Here is a 19,528-nt window from a genome sequence, read left to right as displayed (position 1 = left end):
GGGGGTTCACTGGGGTGGGCGGATCCAGTCGGTCAGGGGCTTGAACTGGCCCTTGCCCTCGTACTGGTAGAACCTCGCCTGGTCGTTGCAGACGGCGGGGGCGTCCGGGTACTTGCCGCACTTGACCTGTGCGGCGCCCATGATGACCGGCCCGGGGAACTTCTTGAGCTGCTCGGTCACCGACGCGGGGGTGATCTTGTCCGGGCCGATGGCGTCGAGCACCTTCGCGTACGTCAGGATCGTGCTCCAGCCCAGCGGCGCGAAGACCTTGGTCTGGTCGTCCTTGCCCAGCCCCACCTGCGCCGAGGCCTTCAGGAACGCCTTGGAGTCGGCGGCCGAGGAGTCCATCGGCAGCGTCTGGGCGACGCCGTACGTCCAGGTGGGCAGGTCCCCGCCGAGCCCCTGGGCGACATCGGGGGACAGGCACAGCGGCGTGGAGACCACCGGCTTGGTGACGTTGAGCTGCTTCAGTGCCTTGGCGATCCCGACGCATCCGCCCCCGACGGAGATCGGGACCACGACGTCCGCGGTGTTCGCCCCGGCCGCGGTGACCGGGCCGATCAGATCGGTGGACTGCGCGTCGAATCCGACGGATTTCACCTGCAGACCAGCGGCTTCCAGGCCCTTCACCGCCGCCCCGGAGGCGATCTTGTCACCGGGTGTGTTCGTGTGGATCACCGCCGCGGTCTTCGCCTTCAGCACGTCACGGGCGTACGTGCCCCAGGTGCCGAAGATGTGCGGCAGGTCACCGAACGTGCTGAAGGTGTTCTTCGCGGTGGGCATGGTCGGGCCCGTCGCCACTCCGACCAGCACGGGCTTCCTCCCCGCGATCACGGAGTTGAAGGACGCGTCTCCGAGGTAGAGGTTGCCCACGCCGATGGCGGAGACCTCTTTGTCGCCGAGCATCTGCTGGCCGCACTTCTGCCCCTCCTCCTCGGCGGAGACCACGGTGCAGACGTTCAGCTTCAGCGGGTGCCCGCCGATGCCGCCCAGCCTGTCGTTGACGTACTTCACGGCGGCGCGGGCACCCAGGGTGGCTTCGGGGTTGCCGCCGGGGCCGCCTTCGACGTTCACCCAGCCCAGGGTGACCGGGGCGAGGCCGGAGTCGGCCTTGCCCGCCTTGCCGCCGACGTAGCTGAGGTAGTCGGTCACGACGTCACTCGCGGAGCGGGAGTCCGCAGCCGCGGAGGAGCCGCCCCCGGAGGCGCCGGTCGACGAGGGGGCGTGGGTGCCCGACCCGCCGCATGCGGCGACGCCCAGCAGGGGCGCCACGGCGGCGGAGACGAGGCCGAGTCTGAGAGGGCGTGCAAGTGAGGGCATGCGAGATCCTCCAGGATCGGAAAACGGCAGGGCGGTGCCCTGGCACGGCATGCGGGGAGAGCGCGGAAGACAGAGGAGCGCAGGAGAGGGGAGGGGAGGGGAAGGCACGGGAAGGCAGGGGAGCGCACCGGGATGACCGGCGCCTCGGTCCAGCCCGAGGAGCGTCGAAGGGCCAGGTGGTCGGCGCCTTCGAGTTCCGTAACTTTCTTACGGATCGGGAATCTAGGTGTACGCTGGCGCCCTGTCAACGCCCCGGTTCACACCGAGTTAACGATCATGTAATGGGAGAGAAGACATGACGGAGCACGCCGTGCGACGCAGGCTCCCTCGGCGCTCACCCGAAGAGACCCGGGCCCTCATGCTGGAAGCGGCCACCCGGCTCGTCTGCGCCGGCACCTCCGACACGAGCGAGGCGGCTGTCTCCGCAGCCCTTGCCCATATCCGGGTCAAGCGGGTCACCGAGGAAGCCACCCGCATCATGCGGGAGAGGCTGGGCGACGACACCGCACCGGCGATCACGACCGGATCCATCTACCAGATATGGCCGGCCCAGGCCGACTTCCAGGCCGATCTCCTCTTCCACCTCACCAGCCGGCAGGCCGAACTGGTCCCGGGGCTGGCGGAGAGCGTCCGCCGTTTCAAGGAGGCGGTCGACAACGGCACGACCTGGCAGGAGGTTCTCAACGACGTCCTGACGGACAACCACGAGAACCACCGCGTGGACCCGATCTACCGCGTGCTGCTCGCCTTCTACGCCAGTGCCGCCAACCCGCGCGTCCGCGACGCCCTGGGGCACTACGGCGAATCGTTCACCGAGGTCGCCTGCGAGGCATACCAGGCGCTGCTGGACGCCTACGGGCTGCGCATGCGCGCGCCCTACAAGGTCGAACACCTCGCCACCACCATCGCCGCCCTGCTCGACGGCTTCCATATGCGCTGGATCGCCGGACACCCCAACCTGGAGGATCCGGAAGGAGAGGACCGCTGGTCACTCGCCACCCGCGCCGCCGTGACGGTGTTCGACCAGTTCACCGAACCGGCGTAGGCGGGTTCGCACGCCCCTGCGTCGATGAGCGCGCCGAAGGCCGGCCCCCGGTCGCGACGGCTCGTACGCGTGCGGACCGGCCGGGGGCGGCGGTCACAGCCGGGTGGCCGTGCGGATCAGGGCGGCGAGGGGCAGGGAGCGGCTGTGCGCGGGCCAGGCGATGTGGGTGACCACGGGAGGCGCGTCGGTCAGTGGGACGGCGGTGTGCTCGGCCCACAGCCAGGCGCGGGCGGACTCGGGGAAGACGGCCACGGTGCGTCCGAGGGCGATCAGCTGGGCCAGCTGCGTCTGGTCGCGGATCTCGGGACCCGGGCCGGGCGGGTAGACGCCGTTGCGGGGCCAGCGGGCCAGCGGGAGACCGGGGATGTCACTGACGTCGGCCAGGGACAGGGTGCCGCGCGCGGCCAGCGGGTGGCCAGCCGGGAGGACGGCGATCTGACCCTCGGTCAGCAGCTCCTCGCTGTCGAACCCGGCGAGGGAGTTGAACGGCTTGTGCATGAGCGCCACGTCGGCGCGGCCGTCCCGCAGCATGTCCTCCTGCTCGCACGTGCCGCTCGGCAGCACCTCGACCTCGGCGGCACCGGGCTCGGCCGCGTAGGCGTCGAGGAGCTTGTGCAGCAGCTCGTGGGACGCGCCGGCCTTCACCGCCAGCACCAGACGGTTGCGGGGGCCGCCCGGACCGTCGGCGCCGCCGGCCCGACGCGTGCGGCGGACGGCGGCGGTGGTCGCGTCGAGGGCCGCGCGGCCCTCGTGCAGCAGCACCTCCCCGGCGCCGGTCAGGGTGACGCCGCGTCGGTTGCGTTCCAGCAGGGAGACTCCCAGGCGCCGTTCGAGCTGCTGAATCGCGCGGGACAGCGGTGGCTGGGCGATGCCGAGGCGCGCGGCGGCGCGACCGAAGTGCAGTTCCTCGGCGACGGCCAGGAAGTACCTCAGTTCGCGGGTCTCCAAGGTGTCCATGGCCGCAGCGTACGTCGGTGATACCCGCCGGGTATGACAGGGCACCGCATCGGTGTTGGCTGCGCCGCCCGGCCGCGAGCGAGCATCGACGGCATGAGCGAAACGAAGATCGCGCTGGTGACCGGCGCGAACAAGGGGATCGGGTACGAGATCGCGGCCGGGCTGGGCGCCCTCGGATACCGCGTCGGCGTGGGGGCCCGCGACGAGGCCCGGCGTGAAGCCGCCGTCGAGAAGCTGCGCGCCGGTGGGGCGGACGCCTTCGGAGTGCCGCTGGACGTGACCGGTGACCAGAGCGTCACGGACGCCGCGGAACTGGTCGAACGGGAGGCCGGACGCCTGGACGTCCTGGTCAACAACGCCGGCGTCTCGGGAGAGACGGGGCCGGGGTGGGTGCAGGACCCGACCACGCTCGATCTCGACGTGGTCCGTACGGTCGTGGAGACGAACGTCATCGGTGTCATCCGGGTGACCAACGCGATGCTGCCGCTGCTGCGGCGCTCGGCGTCGCCCCGCGTCGTCAACGTCTCCAGTGCCGTCGCCTCCCTGACCCGGCAGGCGGATCCGGACATCGAGATCGGCCCGGTCATGGCGGCCTACGCACCCTCGAAGTCGTTCCTCAACGCCGTCACCGTGCAGTACGCCCGGCAGTTCGCCGGCACGAACTTCCGGATCAACGCCGTCTGTCCGGGGCTGGTCGCGACCGACTTCACCGGCTTTCACGGACCCCGCACCCCCGCGCAGGGCGCGGTCACGGCGATCCGGCTCGCCACGGTGTCCGACGACGGCCCGACGGGATCGTTCTTCGAGGACGACGGCGTCGTCCCCTGGTGACGCCGGACCTGCCGTGACCACACGGTGAGCGGGCGGCGGGGCGGCGGTCGGCGCACGGCGTCGGCCACGAGTCCGCGGTCGGCTTCCTGGCCGGAGCGGTTGAATCCGGTCCCGGCCCACGGGCGATGGGGAACCCGGCCCCGCCCGGCCGGACCTGCCGGGCCGAGGTGCCCCGTACGCCGACGGCGTCGCGGATCAGGTACGAGGAGAGGACCCCACCATGGCCACGGACGCGGTTGCCGACGCCGGGTCGGGCGAGCCGTTCGATCGGGTCGCGCCCGCCGCCGGCCGACCCGCCGCCCCGGGCCAGGACCTCGTCCTGTGGAGACACGTGTCACCTCCTCTGCGCAGCCGTCAATTTATGTGCGACAGGTGCGGCATTCCAGAGGGTTGACGCATCGAATGCGCGAATTTAATCTCCTTGACCGTTCGATCTTTTGTGGAGCCACCTGTTTCGACGCGAATTCTGGTCATCGCAGACACGAATCGTCGAGTACGTCAGTGGTGAGGAGCCCGCATGGAGCTCGGTCGGAGATCGGTACGACGCCGCGGCAGCCGCCCTCGTCGCCCGGACGACGCTGGACGAGACGGTGTCCTTCGTCCACGGCGGCACCGGTCCGAAGGCGCTCGGCCAGGCCGGACACGGCTGCGGCAGCGGCGAACAGCGCTACTCGACGAATGATCCTGTCGCGCGCATTCCACGGCAGACGGCGACATTCGGCCTCTTCGACCGTGCGGCGGCCCTGCGGCTGCCGTGCGATCGGGAAGACGGCGCGAAAGCCGCCCGGAAAACGGCCGAATCCGGCGCGGTTCCGCTGAAGAACGCCGGCGAAGAGCTTCCGCCGACCGGGCACGGCAGCGTCGGCGTCGCCCGCCGACCCTCCGCTGCCTGTTCCCGCCCCCCCTTGTGCCGGCCGCACCACCGCGACCGGCGACCCGGCAGAGAGGTCCCCATGACTGCCCGCAGAATCCGTACCGTCCTGGGCGGCGCGCTGATGCTGTCCCTGACCGCCGTGGGGTTACTGCCCGCGGCGGCGGCCGCGACGGCGGCCGAAAAAACGTCCGCGCCGGTGCCCGCGAGGGGGCCGGCCGTGGTGCCCACCGACCGGGGCGCCGTGCGCGGTGCCGTCTCCCAGGGCGTCGAGCGGTTCCTCGGCATCCCCTACGCGGCCGCCCCCACCGGCTCCCTGCGCTGGCGGCCGCCGCGGCCCGCGGCCCGCTGGACCGGCGTCCGGCAGGCCACCGCCTTCGGCAACCCCTGCCCCGTCCTGCCCAGCGGCAACGGCCCGCGCAGCGAGACGGAGGACTGTCTCGACCTCAACGTGTGGCGGCCGGCCGGGGTGCGGGCCGGTGCCCGTCTTCCGGTGCACGTCTTCATCCACGGCGGCGGCCTGACCAACGGCAGCGGCGCGCAGAACGACGAGTCGAAGCTCGTCCGGGAGACGGGCGTCATCGGCGTCTCGCTCAACTACCGGCTCGGCGTCTTCGGTTTCCTCGCACTGCCCGCCCTCACGGACGAGGGCGGTGAGTCCGGCAACTACGGCTTCATGGACCAGCAGGCCGCGCTGCGCTGGGTACGGCACAACATCGCGGCCTTCGGCGGGAACCCCGCCGCGGTCACCATCGACGGCGAGTCCGCGGGCGGCTGGTCCGTCTGCGGACACCTGGTGTCGCCCGGCTCGCGCGGTCTGTTCGCCCGCGCCGTGATCCAGAGCGGCTCCTGCCCCAGCGAGCCCCAGGCCGCGGCCGAGACGGCCGGAACGGCGTTCGCCCGCCAGGCGGGCTGCGACACCACCGACCGGGCCGCCGTCCTCGGCTGCCTGCGGTCGGCTTCCGCGGGTTCGCTCCTCGACGCGAGCCGTTCCTTCTCGGCCGCCTTCGTGGACGGGACGCCGACGTTTCCGGTCAACGTGCGCGAGGCGGTGGACAGCGGGCGGTTCGCCCGCGTGCCCCTGCTCGTCGGCGCCAACCGCGACGAGGGCCGCACCTTCGCCCTGGGCTACATCGGAGCCGGCGAGGACGCCTACCTCGGCTTCGTGCGGAGCGTCGCCGGGAACCGCGCCGACGAGGTCCTCGCCCGCTACCCGTGGCCCACGACGTCCGACGCGTACACCGCGGCGTACCTCGTCGGGGCGATCATGACCGACTCGGGGCTGATCGCCGGGATCGGCGGCTGCGGGCAACGCTCGCTCGTCCGGACCTTCGAGCGGTACACCACCACCTATTCCTACGAGTTCGCCCACCGGACCGGTCCCGGCCTGACGCAGATACCGGGGTACGTCTGGGGAGCCGGCCACGCCGCGGAACTCGCCTACATCTGGCCCAGCTTCGACAACGGCACGCCGATCGCCCCGCTGTTCGACGCCGCCGAACGCCGGCTCGCCCACGAGATGACGCGGTACTGGGGCGCGTTCACCCGGACCGGCCGTCCGCACGCCGCCCGGCAGGCCGCCTGGCCCGCGTACCACGGCGGCAAGGGACTGACGCTGTCCCTGCGGGCGGGCGGCAGGAGCGTCCTGATCGACGACACCCGGTTCGCGGCGGAGCACCAGTGCTCGCTCTGGGACACCGTGGCGGTCGCACACGACCGGTGAGACGGACACCGGGGGCGCCTTCGACGAGGCGGGGACGAGGCACGGGCACTCAGGTATCGGCGGCCGGCGCCGGCGGGCGGCGGCCAGTCGGCGGCGGGCCGTGGGGGATCGCGGCGGTGTGACACGGTGATCAGCCGGCCGCGGCTGTTGCGGTTCGGTCATGTTCCGAGCCGGGTTCCGATCACATTTCCGGGCCAGCCTGAGCGTTCATGACCACATTCCCCAGGCCTCGCCTGAGATCACCCCTGTCCGTCCCCGGAGCCCTGACTCTCGGCGTCCTGCTGACCGCCACGGCCGTGGCGGGTGCTCCGGCACTCGCCGCGCAGGAGACCGCGCCGGTCAAGGCGGCGGCCGCGCTGACGACCCCCGCCACCCGGACCGTCACGCTGGTGACGGGCGATCAGGTCACCGTCACCACCACCGGGTCCGGACGGCCGCGCGTCCTCGCCGTCCGCCCGGCCTCGCACGCCGCGGGCAGCGGCGGGTTCCTGTCCTTCCAGGACGCGTCGGGCGACCGCTATGTGATTCCGTCCCTGGCCCAGCCGTACGCCGGCAGGCAGCTGGACCTCTCCCTGTTCGACGTGACCGCGCTGGCCGAGAGCGGGTCGGCGGGCGACCGCGTCCCGGTGACCGTGTCCTTCGCCCGGGGCGCCGAACCGGCCGCTCCCACCGGGCTGACCCTGACATCCACGCGCGGTACGTCGGCCCGCGGATACACCACGGCCGCCTCCGGCCGGAAGCTGGCACGGCTGCTGAAGCGGCGGATCGCCGCCGACGTGAAGGCCGGTCACCGGCCGGGCAGCACCCCGCTCTTTCCGGGAGTGACCTCCGTCCGCCGGACCGGCGCGACCACCACGACCGGCGCCACCGGCACCACCGCGAGCCCGAAGGACGCGCCGGCCGGGGGTGGCGCGACGGCGAAGTACAAGCTCAACATCCTCCGGATCACCGCGGAGGACCGGTCCGGCGCCGGGGTCAACGGGCAGGTCCTGGTGACCGACACGGACGACGCCGCCATGATGACCGCGGTCCTCCCCGTGGACGACGGCATCGAGAAGGTCGCCGTGCCGTCCGGTCACTACAGCCTGGCCGCGCCGGTGGTGGACTTCGACGCCGCCGGCAACGTCACCGCGCAGTCCCTGGTCACCCTGACCGACCTGGACGTCACGGGCGCGACCAGCACCGACCTGGACGCCCGCACGGCCACGGCACAGGTCACCGCCGCCACACCGCGCCCGGCCACGGCCGACTACGTCGCCGCCACCTGGGGCCGTACCGACGTCGCCAACGGCTCGATCGACTGGGCTCCCACCGCCTCGGCGGTCTCCACCGACACCACCCCCGTCTACGTCAACCCCCAGCCGGCCGCCACGACCGGCAAGGTCGCCTACTTCATCCAGTGGTCGGGGCACGGCGCGGACACCGCCGACCCCTACCGCTACGACCTGACGGGGCGCCCCACCGACCAGGTGGCGGCCGACCAGCGGATCACGGTCACCGGCAAGCAGCTCGCCACCGTGCGCCAGCGCTACGTCCGCGACCCCGCGGCCTCCCCGGACGGCGTCGTCACCAGCGGCGAGCTCGGCCCCGGACTCCCGGCCGCCTTCTCGGCGTCCGTGCCGCAGACCATGCCGGCCCGGGTGACCGACTACCTGAGCACCGAGAACGGCGGCGTCTGGGTCCAGCAGTCCTTCCCCGGCAAGAGCCTCGCCTTCACCTCGGGCGACCGCACCTTCACCGCCGGCCGCACCTACACGCAGGACTGGGCCCGCGGCCCGATCGGCCTGGGACTGGGCCAGTACACGGACGGCCCGTACGGCGGCTGGGACTGTTCCGCCTGCGTGGCGGACGGCAACCTGCTGGCCTTCCTCGCCACGACCGACAGCGAGGCCGACCACACGGGCGGCACCAGCGTCTACGACCAGCAGCCGGCCGCCTTCGACGCCAGGCTCTACCGGGACGGCACGCTGCTGGACGACCGGCCGGGCAACACGGCGGTCTTCGCCGAGGGCCAGACGGCGCCCGGCGCCCGCTACCGCATGGTCGCCGACCAGGACTTCAGCGGCGACAGCACCCTCGGCCAGTCCACCACCGCGCACACCGAGCTGACCTTCGGGCTGCCCTCGGCGAGCGACCCCGGCTCCCTGCTGCCGGCCCCGTTCACCTGCGAAGGCCAGTCGGCGGCCACGCCCTGCCTGGTCCTGCCGATCCTCACCGCGCGCCTCGGCCTGGCCGCGGACGACCTGAACACCAGTCACCGCACCACGCAGAGCATGGCCCTGGACATCGCCCACGTGACCTTCGGCGGAGCCGGTTCGCGGGTGGCGATCGCCTCCGCCGCCGTCGAGGTCTCCTTCGACGACGGCAAGACCTGGCAGAAGGCCGCCCTGCACGGTTCGCGAGGCCACTACCTGGCCCGCTGGACCAACCCGGCCGCCGCGCGCGGCACCAGCCCGGCGATCCGCGTCACCGCCACCGACGCCGACGGCAACGGCCTCTCCGAGACCGTCACGCACGCCTACACCGTCGCGGCCACCACCTCATGACGACCTCCGCCCCCGATCGGGAGAACCAGGAGAACGAGCCCCGGATGACAGCCCGCCCCGGACGCCTCACCCGTCTCACACGGGCCGCCCGGCCCGCCGTGACCGCCCTGCTCCTCGCCCTCGCGCTCCCCGCCGCCGGTACCGCCCATGCCGCCGGTACCGCGAGCGCGCGGCCGACCGTCCAGCACGCCTGTGCCGCCGTCCCCGCCGGGCAGGCCCGCTGTCTCGCCCTGGTCCGCACCGACGTCCGCGGGGGCCTGGGCGTACGCGGACCGGCCGCCGGGCTCCGCGCCAGGGCCACCGCGGCGGACACCGCACTGCCCGAGGGCTACGGCCCGGCGGACCTGCGCGCGGCCTACGACCTGCCGGCGACCGGCGGCGCGGACCAGACCATCGCCCTGGTCGACGCCTACGACGACCCGACCGCCGAGGCCGACCTGGCCGTCTACCGCGCGACCTACGGACTGCCCCCGTGCACCACGGACAACGGCTGCTTCCGCAAGGTCAACGAGCGCGGCGGCACCGCTCCGCTGCCGGCCTCAGGCGCCGCCAGCGGCTGGGCCACCGAGACGGCGCTCGACCTGGAGATGGCCTCCGCCGCCTGCCCTCAGTGCCGCATCCTGCTGGTCGAGGGCGACGGGCCCTACCCGGCGGACCTGGCCGCCGCCGCGGACACCGCGGCCGACCTGGGTGCCACCGAGGTGTCCAACAGCTACGGCATCACCGAGTCGCACGGCACCACCGCCTTCGCCAAGGACTACCGCCACCCCGGTGTCGCGGTGGTCGCCTCCTCCGGTGACTCCGGCTACACCGTCCCGAGCTTCCCGGCGGCGTACACCAGCGTCGTCGCGGTCGGCGGCACCTCGCTCACCCGCGCCGACAACGCCCGCGGCTGGCGGGAGACCGCCTGGTCCGGGTCGGGCAGCGGCTGCTCGGCCTGGGTCGACAAGCCGGCCTGGCAGCAGGACGCCGACTGCCCCGGCCGCACGCTCGCGGACGTCTCGGCGGTCGCCGACCCGAGCACCGGACCCGCCGTCTACGTCACCTCCGTGCCCCGGGGCAGCGGCGGCTGGACGGTCGTCGGCGGCACCAGCGCCTCGGCGCCGTACGTGGCCGGAGTGATCGCGCTCGCCGGCCACCCCGCCGCCTTCGCCGACGCCTCCCGCCTCTACTCCGCCCCGGCGGCCGGCCTCAACGACGTGGCCGAGGGCTCGAACGGCACCTGCGACGGCGACTACCTCTGCACCGCGGTGACCGGCTACGACGCCCCGACCGGCAACGGCACGCCGAACGGACTGTCGGCGTTCTGACCGCCGCGGGCGCACCGGATCCACGGGGGGCCGACGCGAGCTGACGGAGTCCCAGGCGGCCCGACGGGGGCCGCGGGCCGACAGGGTCCGACGCGGGACGACACGGTCCGACGGGGGACGACGGAGTCCGACGCCGGCCGGGTCCGGTGGGGCTTGACAAAACGGGACGCTGTTCCGGATAGTAATCGGGACAGCATTCCGTTTCGCTCGGTGCGACCGGACGCAGAAGGGACCGTTCATCATGCGCGCAACCACCGAGACCTCCGACGCCGCCGACAGCAGCCCCGTCCTGTCGTACAGCCCAGTGACTCTCTCCGTGCCGGGACGGCCCGTGGACCTCCAGGTCCGTGTCTCCGTGCCCGCGACCGGGACCGGCCTGCCCCTCGTCCTGCTCTCCCATGGCCACGGCGGCTCCCACAACCTCTCCTCGTTGAACGGCTACGCGCCGCTCGCCAACCTCTGGGCCGCCGCCGGGTTCGCCGTCGTCCAGCCCACCCACCTCAGCTCCCGGACCCTGGCCGATCGCCTCGCCGGCGCCCCGGAGGGCCCCTTCTTCTGGCGCTCGCGCGCCGAGGACATGAGCCACGTCATCGACCGGCTCGACGAGATCGAGAAGACCGTGCCGCAGCTCGCCGGGCGCCTCGACCACGACCGGATCGCGGTCGCCGGGCACTCCCTCGGCGGCCACACCGCGAGCCTCCTGCTGGGCGCCCGGACCACCGACCCCGACACCGGGGCGGAGGTGGACCTGCGCGAGCCCCGGATCAAGGCGGGCGTGCTGCTGGCCGCACCCGGCAGGGGCGGCGACATACTCAACGGCCCGATGGCCGACAAGGTGCCCTTCTTCCACGCCACCGACTTCTCCACCATGACCGCGCCCACCCTGGTCGTCGCCGGGGACAAGGACGACTCCCGGCACTTCACCGACATCGGCCCCGACTGGCACGCCGACCCCTACCGCCTCGCCCCCGCCCCCAAGACCCTCCTCACCCTGTTCGGCGCCGAGCACCTGCTGGGCGGCATATCGGGATACGACGCCGACGAAACCACCGACGAGAACCCCGAGCGCGTCGCCGCCCTCGGGCAGCTCACCGCGGCCTACCTGCGCGCCCAGCTCGGGTCCGACCGGTACGCCTGGCGGACGGCGTGCGAGGCGCTGACGACCGGGCCGGGTGCGGTGGGGCAGGTCGAGTGCAAATAGGTCCCGGGGGGAAGCGTGCGTATCTGTTTGATGACGTGTCACATGGTGGTGAGAAAAAGGCTGTTGGTGGTCGTATCGCGGCTTCGAAAGCACGTACGTGTTCCATTCGCGCGGTGTAGCTTCTAGCCGTCAGTAGTGGTTTGAGCAACGGGGGACGCGTGGTTGCCTCTCCGCATTCCGAGAAGTTCGCCGCCCACCTTCGGATGCTGAAGGACCGCAGCGGCCGGGGATACGACCGACTCGGCAAGGAGGCGGGCGTCAGCGGTTCCAGTCTGCACCGGTACTGCTCCGGCCTCAGCGTCCCGGTGGACTACCGCGTGGTGCACGCCTTCGCCAAGGTGTGCGGTGCCAGCGCGGAGGAGCTCCGCGAACTCCATCGGCTGTGGGCACTGGCGGACAACGACCGGGACACACCGCCGGCCGTTTCCGCCGAGGGGGGCGTGCCGGAGAGCGCCCCCGACAGCGTGCGGGCCGGTGACGAACCGGAGACGGGCGGCGCCGTACCGGAGGACACCACGCCGCCGGGGGCCGGGCGGGCGCGGCGGTTCGGGATGCCCGAGAAGCTGTCGCCGCGGGCCGTGGTCCTGGCCGCCCTGGTCGCGGTGGCGCTGGTGGCCGGCTTCGTGTGGCTGCCCGGCAGCGGTTCCGGCGGCGGCGCGTCGGCGTCCGGTGACAAGCTGCTGGACTCCCCGGCGTGCAAGATCGTGAGCATGGGGCAGCACGACGCCTGCGTGCGCGAGGTCCAGACCCTGCTGGCGCGGGCGAAGGGCAAGCTCGCCGTCGACGGCGACTTCGGACCCGAGACCCTGCGCCGGGTGACCGCCTTCCAGGTGCTCGCCGGCCTGCCGGCCACCAACGTGGTCGACGACGCGACCAAGAAGGCCCTCTACGCACAGAACGTGAGCATGACGACCTGGCCGCCGGACAGGGTGGCGCAGCGGATCCGCGAGGTGTTCACCGAGGATCCCGGCACCGCCGTGGCCGTCGCCCGCTGCGCGTCCTTCCTCGACCCGCTGTACGTGCTGCCGAACACCAACGGCAGCCGCAACTGGGGCGTGTTCCAGATCTCCGACGCCCGGCTGCGGGACCTCGACGGCACCCCGCTGCGGGCGTTCGACCCGGACTGGAACATCAGGGCGGCCCACCGGCTGTGGAGCGTCCGGCACGACTTCCACGACTGGCCCTCCTGCGAGGCGGCGCTGAAGAGCACGCCGCAGAGCACGCCGCAGAGCACGCCGAAGAACTGACAGACCCGGAGCTCCGGGTACCGAAGCGGCGGTACCCGGAGCTCCGCTCCCCCGAGAGCACGGCGTCAGACCGTGCCGTCCTGCCACCACCGGTCACGGCCGAGGCCGGCCGGGGTGCCGTTCCGGTGCGTGCTGTCGCCGGTTCCGCCGAGCGTGCACCGCCATGGATCCGTACAGGGGCAGACCCCGCGGAAGCGTCCTCCGTCCCATCTGTGTTCCCCCTCGGTGAGTGACCGGGAGCCCCGGCACCGGCCATGTTGGCAGCGGCGCCCCACCGCCCCGCACCGCGCACTCCGGATCGGGACGCGGGGATGCCCGCCCGCCTGTGACCTGCGGGGACCGAGTGCCGCTGGGACGCGCGTGGGACGAGGCGGGGCGGGGCGGCTGCGGGGTGCGGCTCAGGCGGTCGGGCGGCGGTACCGGTTCCGCAGGGCGACGAGGACCGGGCCGGGGCGGAGGGCGGTCCTCGCGAGGAGCCGGAGGGCTTCGGCGAACTGCTCCGCGACCTGGTCGTCGCGCCCCAGGATGTCGACCATGCTCGCCACCGACCAGAAGGCGTCCGAGACGCGCCCCGCCTGCTGCTGCGCGCTCGCGACGGCCAGCAGGACCACGCTCTCCCGGCCGCGCGTGGCGTTCTCCGGCAGCGCGGCGACCACCCCCTGGTACACGGCCATGGCCCGGTCGGCCCGTCGCGTGTCCCGGACGGGCAGGCCCACATCACCCAGTGTCCTGCGCTCGCACCAGGTGTCGCCCAGCTCGCGGTAGAGGCCGATCGCCGCGGCGGAGGCTTCCGCCGCCTGTGTCCGCCGGCGCCCGCGCCGCAGCGCCGTGGCGAGACGTTCCCGTGCCTCGGCCTCCTTGTGCCGGTCGCAGCTGCTCCGGAACAGTGCGATCTCCCGTTCGTGCACCTCGGCGGCCTCGATGGGCCGGCCGGCCGCGCACAGGGCGCTCCCCAGGTCGCGCAGCGCGCCGGCCAGCAGGCTCTCCTCGTCACGCTCCTCGTGGATGGCCGCCGCCCTGCGGTGGGCGGTGACGGCCTCGTCGTACCGGCCGAGCCGCTGGAGCCGGTCGGCCATGGCCTTCAGCGCCAGGGCCTCCAGCTGACGGTCGAACACCTTGTGACAGATGGCCACGACCTTCTCGAAGTTCTCCACCGCCTCCTGCGGGCTCAGGTCGGTCACCGCCCACACGTGCTGCATGGCGATGGCCTGGTGGTGTTCGTCGCCGCGCTCCTGGTAGACGGCGAGTGCGCGGCGGTACGCGCCGACGGCGTCCTCGGACCTCTTCATGGCGAACAAGGTGTCCCCGAGCCCCAGCAGGTTGAGGCCCTCGGCGTGCCAGTCGCCGCTCTCGGCGAAGTGCCGTACGGCCTGGGTGAGCAGGCCGGCGGCCTCCGGGTACTCGTGGCGGTCGCGCAGCGTGTCGGCGAGGCCCACGAGCGCCTTGCCGGTCCAGTACCCGTCACCGAGTTCCTCGCAGAGCGCCAGGTTCTCGGTGTGGGCCTTGACGGCCTCCTCGAACCGCTCGGCCCGGCGGAGCGAGGTGCCGAGGACGTGCAGTGCCGCGATCTGGCGCTCCCGGTCCTCGCCGCGGGTCCGGGCGACCGCCACGCTCCTGGTGGCGGCCTCCACCGCCTCCGGCAGCCGCCCGCAGTCACCGAGGGCCTCGCTGAGGTGCCCGAGGGCGTTGGCCTCGCAGCAGGTGTGGCCCATCGCGCGGGCGCTGCCGACGGCGAGCCGCGCGACGGTCACGGCGTCGGAGGCGTAACTGCTGCGCTGCAGCAGGAACAGCCGCAGGTGCTCCTCCAGGTCCAGCACCGCGCGCGCATGTCCGGTGGCCGCCGCGCGGACGATGAGCGCCACCAGGTTCGCCCGTTCCGCCTCCAGCCAGCGCACCGCGTGCGCGCGGTCGGGGAAGTCGCCGGGCAGCGGTCCGTGGTCGTGGTGGTGCTGATGCGCGTCCGCCGCCCGTGCGAGCTTGCGGAAGTGCGTCAGCAGACCGGTGAACGCGGCCTCCCGCACCGCGGCGCTGTCCTTCTCGACCAGCGCGGCCGCGTAGACCCGGACCAGGTCGTGCATCCGCCAGCGCCCCGAACGCACCGGCTGTTCCGCCAGCAGCCCGGCTCGGGCGAGCGCGGCCAGGGAGTCCCGGGTCCAGGACCGGGACCGTCCCGCGAGCGCCGCCGCGGCGTCCGTGGCGATGTCGGGGCCGGGGCTGAGGGCGAGCTGCCGGAACAGCCGGCGGTGGGCCGACGGCAGCCGCTGGTAGGAGAGGCGGAACGCCGCCTGGACCGCCGTCGTGCGCCCGCCGTCCTCGAAGCACAGCACGTCGAGGCGGGTCCGGGCGTCGGCCAGGTCGGCGGCGAGCGCGGCGATGGACCGGCCCGCGTCGGTGACGAGCAGGCAGGCGGCGATCCGCAGGGCGAGCGGATGGTGGCCGCAGTGTCCGGCGAGCTCGGCCAGCGCGCCGGCCTCCCGCTGCGGACGCGGATCGTCGGGCCGGGCATGGCGCAGCGCGTCGGCGATCAGGTCGGCGGCACCCTGCGGCGTCAGTTCGTCCAGGCCGATCAGCCGGGGCTGGACGGCGGGTCCGGTGAGCAGGTGACGGGAGGTCACCAGCAGCCGGTGCGTGGAGCGGGCCGGTACGAGGCGCTCGATCTGTGCGGCGTCGGCCGCGTCGTCGGCGATGAGCAGGACCGCCCTGTCCTCGTCGGCGAGCCGGTTCAGCGCGACCTGGCAGAGGCCCGTCTGCTCGTCCGGTGTCCTCGCCTCCGCCACGCACAGCGCCCGCGCCAGCGCGCCGACCGCCTCGTCCGCGCCGACCGGGCCGGCCGGATCGTAGCCCCGCAGGTGCAGGAAGACCGCGCCGCCCGGGAACCAGCCGCGGGCCACCGCCCGGTGGGCGACGTGGAGGGCGAGGGCGGTCTTGCCGATGCCGGGGAGCCCGGACAGCAACGAGACGACGGCGTCGGGCCGGCCGCGGGACACGGGGGCGAGCAGCGCCAGTACGGCCTCGGCCTCCTGCTCCCGGCCCGCCAGGTGCGGGGGCTCCGCCGGGAGGTGCAGCACCGGTGACCGGTCCGCGGCGCCGGACGCGCAGACCTGGTTGCCGCTGCCGGTGATCTGGATGACATGGCCGTGCCCGGAGGCCGCCGCGGCCTGTGCCTGCGCGGCCCCGCGCCTACTGCTCACCACGCCCGGGGCCCGTCGTGCCGTCGTCCCCGCCGACCTGGGTGATCCGAGCCCGGCCCGCCGCCCTGGCGCGCTGGTCCCGTACTCCGGGGCGTTGCGCGGGGGCGCCGGGGCCGGGGCGCCGGTCCCCGGCGACCTGCGTGACCCGGGCGTCGTCGGACGCCGTGACGTCCTGCCGCACCGCCCCGGCCCCCTCGGTCCCCGCCTGCGCCCACCACCCGGCCGCCGCCCCGACCAGCGCGGCCACCGTGGTGGCGAACGCCGTCGCCACCACCCACCGGTCGGCCTCCGCGCGGGGCAGGAAACCGAGACGCGCGGCCCGCGCCGCCCACAGACAGACCACGAACGAACCGGCTCCCGCGCACACCGCGACAACCCAACGCGCCACACGTTGCATGCGTCCCCCCTTGCCTCGACGCGTGCTGCCAGAGATACAGCGGGGACCGGCCCATCGGGGGCAGAAAGTGGAAAGCGAGGACAGAAGCGCCGTCTTGGGGTATCTCGCACGAAGGGGGGCGGCCGCCGTGGTCCCGGCCGGCGTTCGTGAACACGGTCGGAACACCGGGGCAACCGTCACGGTCCTCCGCATGTCCAACGGGTGTGACACAGCATCAGGACTCGCCGTCCGCAGGCGGCGAGCCGTCCGTCCCTGAGGGGGATCCCATGCGCATCCGCCCGGCCGTCACCGCGGTGACCCTCGCCACCGGCCTGCTCGCCCTTGCCACGTCGGTGCTCCCGGCAGCCGCCCAGGCGGCGGACCGGACCGCGTCCGGTGACACCACGTTCTCGAACATCGTGGTCAACGGCGGCAAGGACATCGTCCTCGGCCTGACCACCAGGAAGACCGTCACCCTCACCTGGACGGCGACCGACCCGGACGGCGTCGCAGCGTCCTGGGCCTACCTGTGGCACGGCCCGAACACCGATGACGAGGACGGCCACCTGCCGCTGTACCCGCCGACGGGCACCTGCACGGTGTCGTCCACCGACCCCACCACCTCCGCCTGCGCGGTGAGCATCGCCGTGGACGCCGCGCGGGACCTCCACCACAACGCTCTCGCCGGTACCTGGAAGGTGCTCGCCGGGGCCCAGGACCGCACCGACGACTGGACCGAGATCGACGCCGCGGGCACGGCCCGGATCAAGCGGCTGGCAGAGGTGACGGTGAACGCCTCGCCGGAGCCGGTGCGGAAGGGCAGGACCGTCACCGTCACCGGCAGACTCAGCCGGGCGAACTGGGAGAGCCGTACCTACACCGGCTACCAGGGACAGCGGGTCGCACTGCAGTTCCGCAAGAAAGGCAGCAGCACCTACACCACCCTGAAGACCGTCACCAGCGGCGGCGCCGGAGCGCTGCGGACCACCACCGTGGCGAAGACCGACGGCTACTTCCGCTTCGTCTTCGCCGGCACCGGCACCACCGGCCCGGCCACGGCGCCCGGCGACTTCGTCGACGTCAGGTGAGGCCCCCTCAGCGCAGCCGGTGACGGCGGTGCGGGCCCCGTCCGGGGCGCGGGGAACTGCGCGACCAGCCGCAGCGCACCCGCACCCGGAGACGGTGGCCCAGCCCCCCCCGCCTGTCAGCCGAGCAGCTTCGACGCCAGTGTCGAGGCGTTGTACGAGCCCCAGCCGGTGGTGAAGTCCCAGCCGGTGGCCGCGGAGTAGGCGCCGTTGCTGCCGCTGGTGATGTCGTGGAAGCCGGTGCCGCTCGCCGCGTAGAGGGCGGGGTTGGCGAAGCCGAGGCCGGCCTTGCCGGCCGCCGCGGCCTGCTGGTCGTAGAGGGCCGCGAACGCCGCCCACTCGGGGGCCGCCGCGCTGGTGCCGCCGACCGAGGACCAGGAGCCCTGCGAGTAGATGGAGACACCGGGGCTCGGGTTGGCGTGCGCCGAGACGTCCGGGACCTGCCGGTAGCCGCCGCCCGCGCTCTTCTGGACGGCCGTCTGCCAGCTCGGGATCTTGAAGACGGAGGACTTGCCGCCACCGCCGCCGGACCAGGCCACCTCCTTGCTCCAGGCGTTGGCGGAAGTCACGGTGAGCTTGGTGCCGCCGACACCGGTGACGTACGGGTCGCTGGCCGGGTAGTCGACGGAGGTGCCGCCGTCGCCCGCGTCGTCGGAGCCGTCGTCACCGGAGGCCGCGTAGAAGCCGAGGCCCTCGGCGGCGCCCGCCTTGAAGACGGCGTCCACCGCGTTGATGTTGGAGGTGGTGCGGGCGGACTCGGCCGCGCCCCAGCTGATCGAGGTGGTCGGGATGCCGCTGTCGACGATGGCCTGGTACGTGTCGACCTCGCCGGCGTCGGAGTTGGGGCCCTCGAAGACCGTCACGTTCGCCTTCGGGGCGATCGCGTGCAGGACCTCGATGTCCAGCTCGACCTCGACCTGGCCGTCGCCGAGCGCACCGGAGCCGCCGTCGACCTTGGACACGGTCGGGGTGGGGGAGCCCAGGCCGTAGTTGGTGTCGTACTTGGTGATGTTGGACTGCTGGAAGCCGTCGAACTCCAGGAGCGCGATCTTCTGGCCGCTGCCGGTGTACGTGCCGGAGACGTTGTAGCCGCCCTTGAGCTGGGCCGGGGTGTAGCCGCCGCCGGGGCCGTTGTGCGGGGAGACGGTGTGCGGGGTCGCCTGGTGGTGCAGCTGGACACGGTTGTTGAGGCCGGCCACGTCGCTGACGATGGCGGCGAGGGAGGACGGGAGCGTCGGCGCGCTGTCGTTGGCGTAGAAGGAGCGGCCCGTGGCGGCGTCCTTCCAGGTCGACAGCCGGGTGCCGAACGCCTTCCGCAGCTGGGCGGCGGTGCCGCTGGCGTCGACGAGCAGGTTGCCCGAGTGCACCTTGCCGACGGTGACGCCCTGTGCGCGCAGGTAGTCCTTCAGCTGCTTGACCTCGGCGTCGGTCCGGCCGAACCGGGCCGCGAACTGGCCCTTCGTCAGGTAGTGGCCGTAGGCGGCCGAGTGCGGGTCGCTGACCTTCGCGATGAAGGTGTCGAGGGCGCTGCCGCCTCTGGGCGTCAGGCTGATCGCCACCGATATGCGCTTGCCCGCGGCGACCTCGCCGGTGCGGGACGCGTCGTGCTTCAGGCCGGGCAGGACGTCACCGGCGACGGCGGCACGGGCGGTGTGCGGGGCGTCGGCCGCGTAGGCGGCGGGGACGACCGCCGCGATCAGCGCCGGCGCGGCGACCAGACCGAGCAGGTTCAGGCGTGACTTCACCGAAGTTCCTCCGGAGGGTGGGGGGTGGGGGTGGGGAGTGTCCCGGAACCGGAACGGGATCACCGTAGGAACGGCGGCCC

13 protein-coding genes are annotated in these 19,528 nt (G+C 73.3%); 8 read left to right on the top strand and 5 right to left on the bottom strand.

The window, feature by feature from the left end; translation table 11 throughout:
- Positions 1 to 6: 6 nt before the first annotated feature.
- A complete protein-coding gene (locus tag AB0M11_RS13205; RefSeq protein WP_365704569.1) occupies positions 7 to 1,320 on the bottom strand; it encodes an ABC transporter substrate-binding protein in 1,314 nt (437 codons plus the stop codon).
- A 295-nt stretch (positions 1,321 to 1,615) separates the two neighbouring features.
- Here AB0M11_RS13205 and AB0M11_RS13200 point away from each other — a divergent pair, with 295 nt between their 5' ends.
- On the top strand, positions 1,616 to 2,365 hold the full coding sequence (locus AB0M11_RS13200) for a hypothetical protein (protein WP_365704567.1): 750 nt from the start codon (positions 1,616 to 1,618) through the stop codon (positions 2,363 to 2,365).
- A gap of 93 nt (positions 2,366 to 2,458) precedes the next feature.
- Here the strand turns inward: AB0M11_RS13200 and AB0M11_RS13195 are convergent, their stop codons facing one another.
- Entirely contained in the window at positions 2,459 to 3,313 is an 855-nt protein-coding gene (locus AB0M11_RS13195) for a LysR family transcriptional regulator (protein ID WP_365704676.1), read from the bottom strand.
- Between the two features lie 102 nt (positions 3,314 to 3,415).
- Here AB0M11_RS13195 and AB0M11_RS13190 point away from each other — a divergent pair, with 102 nt between their 5' ends.
- From AB0M11_RS13190 to AB0M11_RS13165, 6 genes are all read left to right on the top strand, one after another.
- On the top strand, positions 3,416 to 4,153 hold the full coding sequence (locus tag AB0M11_RS13190; protein ID WP_365704565.1) for an SDR family oxidoreductase: 738 nt from the start codon (positions 3,416 to 3,418) through the stop codon (positions 4,151 to 4,153).
- A 953-nt stretch (positions 4,154 to 5,106) separates the two neighbouring features.
- Positions 5,107 to 6,747 carry a carboxylesterase family protein gene (locus tag AB0M11_RS13185; protein WP_365704563.1) on the top strand — a complete coding sequence of 547 codons (1,641 nt, stop codon included), beginning with the start codon at positions 5,107 to 5,109 and terminating at the stop codon, positions 6,745 to 6,747.
- 209 nt (positions 6,748 to 6,956) lie between these two features.
- Positions 6,957 to 9,293: a hypothetical protein gene (locus AB0M11_RS13180; RefSeq protein WP_365704561.1), complete on the top strand. Its 2,337-nt coding sequence runs from the start codon at positions 6,957 to 6,959 to the stop codon at positions 9,291 to 9,293.
- A complete protein-coding gene (locus tag AB0M11_RS13175; RefSeq protein ID WP_365704559.1) occupies positions 9,290 to 10,603 on the top strand; it encodes a S53 family peptidase in 1,314 nt (437 codons plus the stop codon). Before AB0M11_RS13180 ends, AB0M11_RS13175 begins: the two co-directional genes overlap by 4 nt.
- A gap of 241 nt (positions 10,604 to 10,844) precedes the next feature.
- Positions 10,845 to 11,804, top strand: a complete 960-nt coding sequence (locus AB0M11_RS13170) for a chlorophyllase (protein ID WP_365704557.1) — start codon at positions 10,845 to 10,847, stop codon at positions 11,802 to 11,804.
- A 158-nt stretch (positions 11,805 to 11,962) separates the two neighbouring features.
- Positions 11,963 to 13,051: a helix-turn-helix domain-containing protein gene (locus AB0M11_RS13165; RefSeq protein WP_365704555.1), complete on the top strand. Its 1,089-nt coding sequence runs from the start codon at positions 11,963 to 11,965 to the stop codon at positions 13,049 to 13,051.
- A gap of 398 nt (positions 13,052 to 13,449) precedes the next feature.
- Here the strand turns inward: AB0M11_RS13165 and AB0M11_RS13160 are convergent, their stop codons facing one another.
- Together AB0M11_RS13160 and AB0M11_RS13155 are read right to left on the bottom strand one after the other, a co-directional pair.
- A complete protein-coding gene (locus tag AB0M11_RS13160) occupies positions 13,450 to 16,245 on the bottom strand; it encodes a tetratricopeptide repeat protein (RefSeq protein WP_365704554.1) in 2,796 nt (931 codons plus the stop codon).
- Positions 16,232 to 16,639 carry a hypothetical protein gene (locus AB0M11_RS13155; protein ID WP_365704553.1) on the bottom strand — a complete coding sequence of 136 codons (408 nt, stop codon included), beginning with the start codon at positions 16,637 to 16,639 and terminating at the stop codon, positions 16,232 to 16,234. The genes AB0M11_RS13160 and AB0M11_RS13155 overlap by 14 nt, the downstream gene beginning before the upstream one ends.
- A gap of 266 nt (positions 16,640 to 16,905) precedes the next feature.
- Here AB0M11_RS13155 and AB0M11_RS13150 point away from each other — a divergent pair, with 266 nt between their 5' ends.
- Positions 16,906 to 17,706 carry a hypothetical protein gene (locus AB0M11_RS13150; protein ID WP_365704551.1) on the top strand — a complete coding sequence of 267 codons (801 nt, stop codon included), beginning with the start codon at positions 16,906 to 16,908 and terminating at the stop codon, positions 17,704 to 17,706.
- A 116-nt stretch (positions 17,707 to 17,822) separates the two neighbouring features.
- On the opposite strand, the gene AB0M11_RS13145 is transcribed toward AB0M11_RS13150, so the two are convergent.
- Positions 17,823 to 19,448 carry a S53 family peptidase gene (locus tag AB0M11_RS13145; protein ID WP_365704549.1) on the bottom strand — a complete coding sequence of 542 codons (1,626 nt, stop codon included), beginning with the start codon at positions 19,446 to 19,448 and terminating at the stop codon, positions 17,823 to 17,825.
- Between the last annotated feature and the right edge of the window lie 80 nt (positions 19,449 to 19,528).

Origin of the sequence: Streptomyces sp. NPDC051987, from assembly GCF_040680735.1 — a bacterium.
Classification (GTDB): domain Bacteria; phylum Actinomycetota; class Actinomycetes; order Streptomycetales; family Streptomycetaceae; genus Streptomyces.
The sequence above is the reverse complement of the archived record's forward strand: the minus strand, read 5'-3'. Positions and strand labels throughout refer to the sequence as shown.

Bases quoted from the DNA above. Each gene is read 5' to 3' on its own strand.
- AB0M11_RS13150 (WP_365704551.1), top strand. From the start codon at position 16,906: ATGCGCATCCGCCCGGCCGTCACCGCGGTGACCCTCGCCACCGGCCTG.
- AB0M11_RS13175 (WP_365704559.1), top strand. From the start codon at position 9,290: ATGACGACCTCCGCCCCCGATCGGGAGAACCAGGAGAACGAGCCCCGG.
- AB0M11_RS13190 (WP_365704565.1), top strand. From the start codon at position 3,416: ATGAGCGAAACGAAGATCGCGCTGGTGACCGGCGCGAACAAGGGGATC.
- AB0M11_RS13205 (WP_365704569.1), bottom strand. From the start codon at position 1,320: ATGCCCTCACTTGCACGCCCTCTCAGACTCGGCCTCGTCTCCGCCGCC.
- AB0M11_RS13200 (WP_365704567.1), top strand. From the start codon at position 1,616: ATGACGGAGCACGCCGTGCGACGCAGGCTCCCTCGGCGCTCACCCGAA.
- AB0M11_RS13155 (WP_365704553.1), bottom strand. From the start codon at position 16,639: ATGCAACGTGTGGCGCGTTGGGTTGTCGCGGTGTGCGCGGGAGCCGGT.
- AB0M11_RS13180 (WP_365704561.1), top strand. From the start codon at position 6,957: ATGACCACATTCCCCAGGCCTCGCCTGAGATCACCCCTGTCCGTCCCC.
- AB0M11_RS13185 (WP_365704563.1), top strand. From the start codon at position 5,107: ATGACTGCCCGCAGAATCCGTACCGTCCTGGGCGGCGCGCTGATGCTG.
- AB0M11_RS13170 (WP_365704557.1), top strand. From the start codon at position 10,845: ATGCGCGCAACCACCGAGACCTCCGACGCCGCCGACAGCAGCCCCGTC.